The sequence below is a fragment of the Wolbachia pipientis genome (genome assembly GCF_023661085.1).
GTDB lineage: Bacteria > Pseudomonadota > Alphaproteobacteria > Rickettsiales > Anaplasmataceae > Wolbachia.
Genome location: NZ_JAHDJT010000121.1, coordinates 1 through 3,904 on the forward strand (window position 1 = coordinate 1; position 3,904 = coordinate 3,904).

General features: G+C 36.8%; 4 protein-coding genes. 3 read left to right on the plus strand and 1 reads right to left on the minus strand.

Annotation, left to right across the window (positions count from 1 at the left end):
* Positions 1 to 453 precede the first annotated feature (453 nt).
* Positions 454 to 1,752 (minus strand): cbb3-type cytochrome c oxidase subunit I, encoded by a 1,299-nt coding sequence (locus DM84_RS05270; protein WP_250778888.1) that lies wholly within the window; start codon positions 1,750 to 1,752, stop codon positions 454 to 456.
* 87 nt (positions 1,753 to 1,839) lie between these two features.
* On the opposite strand from DM84_RS05270, the gene DM84_RS05275 reads away from it, so the two are divergent.
* From DM84_RS05275 to DM84_RS05285, 3 genes are all read left to right on the plus strand, one after another.
* The gene (locus DM84_RS05275) at positions 1,840 to 2,526 is read left to right on the plus strand and encodes an ABC transporter transmembrane domain-containing protein (RefSeq protein WP_250778889.1); all 687 of its coding nucleotides are present in this window, start codon (positions 1,840 to 1,842) and stop codon (positions 2,524 to 2,526) included.
* Positions 2,527 to 2,693: 167 nt separating this feature from the next.
* The gene (locus DM84_RS05280) at positions 2,694 to 3,347 is read left to right on the plus strand and encodes an ATP-binding cassette domain-containing protein (protein WP_250778891.1); all 654 of its coding nucleotides are present in this window, start codon (positions 2,694 to 2,696) and stop codon (positions 3,345 to 3,347) included.
* The gene (locus DM84_RS05285) at positions 3,316 to 3,639 is read left to right on the plus strand and encodes a hypothetical protein (RefSeq protein ID WP_250778893.1); all 324 of its coding nucleotides are present in this window, start codon (positions 3,316 to 3,318) and stop codon (positions 3,637 to 3,639) included. Before DM84_RS05280 ends, DM84_RS05285 begins: the two co-directional genes overlap by 32 nt.
* The last annotated feature ends 265 nt before the right edge of the window (positions 3,640 to 3,904 follow it).

The window sequence follows — 3,904 nt, forward strand, 5'->3', positions numbered from 1 at the left end:
TGTTCTCTTTCACATCTTCTTTCCTTAACTTGACGCGTATGGCTGTACGAACATTGCAATTAGCAGGTAATTTGCGGGTGTCATCCAAGTAGCTCCGACACTTGTATCTGGGATCTAGGATACTACTTTAGTAATAAATGTTTAAGAAATTTACCAAGCGAAAAAAGGCAAAGAAATCCCGAGTGGCGAGTTTTGACTCTATAATACTTTAAATTGGCGCTATAATAATTTACTGACGCTTAGTTCAAGCACGATTTGGCTGAATGTAGAAAAAATGAAAAAGACATGCAGCCGCTATAATTTGATACAATCCGCCAAAAAATACCCTGAGTTTTTTACTGAATTTTGTCATTGAGCCTGCAGATCAAAAACAAGTTTTGAGTTAGAAACACCCTTAGTGTTATAGTAATGAAATTGTTGGAATTTGTCAAGTAGTTTTTTTAGTTCCATTTCTTAGTTGGTACGTGCCCTGCCTTTAAGCAGAGATAAAAGCACAATTATTACGAACAACATTCCACCAACAACTGATACAGCTCCACCCATAATGAAACAGATGCGTGCTAGCATCGACGAAATGCTTGGTAAATCCGCAACTTTCCTTAAAGCGCCATATCCACCAAGCCATACGAGGCCAGTAATATGGAGAAAATGTCCCAAACTGTATGCATAAATCTGTAATCTTACCACAGAGCTTTTTGTCTCTTTACAGCCTAATTTTGGCAACAGCCAGTAGATAAAATTCATGAAAGCTATAGTGATACCAACCACGGAACCATGGTAATGAGCAGGAATGGTGACATTTCCCTCAATAGTCAGCACTCCAAGCATGCCTCCATAGATGAACAATACAAACGAATGGAGCAAATAATTGCCCTTCTCGTCAAGTAAGACTTTTATGTTGCGATACACAAGCATTATTAAGAAACACGGCAAAACTGCTCCAGCAATTCTCATATGCCAAGTAAAAAACTGTATCAATTCAGCACTATCCACCGAATAAACAAAATATGTAAACGGCGCGCCTACAGCCAAGATTGTGTTGATAAATAGCGGTAAAATGGTAATTTTATTGTTTAAAGCTAGATTGACGCTGGAATTTAGCATTATCAAATAAACCAAAAACATCCCTTGAGCAAAGGCAAATTGCAATAAATGTCCGCCTCCCCAGAAGAGATATTCGTAAAATAAACTCTTGTCTGAGTGATACAGACCTGGAGGCATATTTTTGTGGGCTAGAACAAAGCAAAGAAATGATGATACAAGTATAATAACTAGTCCAATTTGCCCAACGGAAAGGTAGGAAGCTTGTTTATTTAACATGTAGATGAGGGCTGCATTTACCAATATGCTGGTAATAAACAAACCGAGCCCAAACAAAAATAATTTGTTTTGTAATACGGGGATATAGTTACTTTTGATCACTTCAGTGTTTGGGACAAATGCGGATATGAACATCAGCAGCATGGAAAGGGTTGAGAGAATCCATGAAAAGTTGAACCAATTATTGGTGTTTTGTAGATTTATGATAAAGAGCAGGGATATTATAGAGCACATCCACACCAAAATTGACAAGTTCACGTGTATCACCAGCGCATTGTCAAAAATATATTGTGCAGAAGGAATAAGAGAGGAGATAAAAGGCAATCGTAGAAAAATAACAATTATTGACAGCAGTCCAGAGCAAGCAAGGGCACATACTGCTAAGGATATCCATTGCCTGCAAAGTGGAGCGTTATTTTGTATGTTGAGCACGGTTTTTCCCCTTTTTTATTTTTGATTGCTATAATACAAGGTAGCACAAGTTTTTCAAATTGGTTAGCATTTCCGTGCGTAGTTCAAATGAATGACATCACAACAATATCTTTCATCCTGAAAATGCTGCGTCCATTTCCGTTTCATATTACAACAGTATTGCTGACAGCATTAGTCTGGGCTGTTGATATTTCCTTCAGTCCATACTTGATAAAAATTATTATAGATCGTGCTTCAATATCAGATGCAGATGATCTTTTTCATAGCATAGCAATTCCGGCCATATCTTATGTACTGATATTACTTTTACTTGAGTGCATTACCAGGCTATATAACTATTTTTTTGAAATTAAGATGATTCCCAATCTCCGTAAAAACATTGTTGAATCAAGTATTTCCATATTATTAAATCAAGATAATAGCTACTACCAAAACAACTTCTCTGGCAGTCTTGCTAATAAGGTTAATGATTTAACAAAATATATTCCAGATATCATGCAAATCATGGCTGACAGGGTCATAGGTCGTGCATTAGCGCTTAGTATTGCAATTTACTTTTTATGGCAAGTGAATATCAGCTTTGCTTTATTGATGTTAACTTGGTCTGCATTATTTGTTCTGTCTTCTCTCTTACTTGCAGGAAAGATAACGCATCTTGCAGATGCGTGGTCAGAGCTTGGTTCAAGCATTACTGGTAAAATGGTGGATATATTCTCAAATATCATGTCTGTAAGGTTGTTTGCGAGTAAGTACCAGGAAAATTATCTTTGCTAGCTACTCATAGTGAAGCTGTTAAAGCAGAGCAAAGACTTCAGTGGCTGTATACGTGGATTTTTACTTTCTATGGCTTCTTATTTTTAATCATGCAAATACTTAATTTATACTTCCTAATTAAAGGAAGGAGGCAAGGGTCAATTACTACTGGAGATTTTGCTTTTGTTATGACTGTTAATATAGCAATAGCTAATTTTCTTTGGATGATAGCCAAAGACTTCTCACAATTTTATAAATCATGGGGAAGGATTACTCAGGCTTTGAGGACAATTACTGCGGTTCCTGAAATCCAAGACCAGCCAGATGCTGTAGATCTGGTTGTTAAAGAAGGTGAGATTACTTTTGATAAAGTTCATTTTCATTATAAAGATGCAAAACCAATATTTGAAGACAAGTCTATAGTGATTGAATCTGGTCAAAAAGTAGGGCTTGTTGGTTACTCAGGTGGTGGCAAGTCAACACTTGTCAATTTAATTCTTCGCCTTTACGATGTAAAATCTGGAAAAATCTCAATTGACGGACAAGATATTCGCAATGTAACCCAGGATTCTTTGCACAGGAACATTGGAATGATTCCTCAAGATCCATTGCTTTTCCATAGCACTCTGATGGAAAATATTCGCTATGGCAAAGCAGATGCTAGTGATGATGAAGTGATAGAGGCTGCCAAACGTGCGCATGCCCATGAATTTATTTCAAAATTGCCCCAAGGGTATGAGTCACTTGTTGGCGAAAGAGGTGTAAAACTTTCCAGGGGGACAAAGACAGCGTATTGCAATTGCAAGAGCTATCTTAAAAAATGCTCCGATATTAATTCTTGATGAAGCAACTTCACAACTTGATTCTGTAACTGAAAGTGATATTCAAAAGTCCCTATGGGAGTTGATGCAAGGCAAAACTACAATAGTAATAGCTCATCGCCTATCTACGCTTTTGCATATGGATCGCATTTTAGTGTTTGACCAGGGTAAGATTATCGAAGACGGCACGCACCAAGCATTGCTCGATAAAAGTGGAATGTATAAGACTCTATGGAATACACAAGTTGGTGGATTTTTGCCAGAGGAAAGTGAAGGGGTGTGCATCAAGAGGTGCGTTGAAGAGCAAACGTAAGGTATTTTTTTAATCAACATATCCAGAGCTTAAAAATTTAGGCACAAAAGGATTGAATATTTGCAAGAAATTGTGTGTAGTTATTAATACCTTCTAATACCAAATCCCAACGGTAAATTAAAAAGTTTTCCTGCGATTAGCGAACTTATTATGTGTCTTGTTTGATAATGAAAGTTGATATAACCTTTATGCTTAAGAAATTTACTAAATGAAAAAAAGGCAAAAGAAGCCCTGGTCAGTATTTATTTTTAGTATTGGCGTTTTT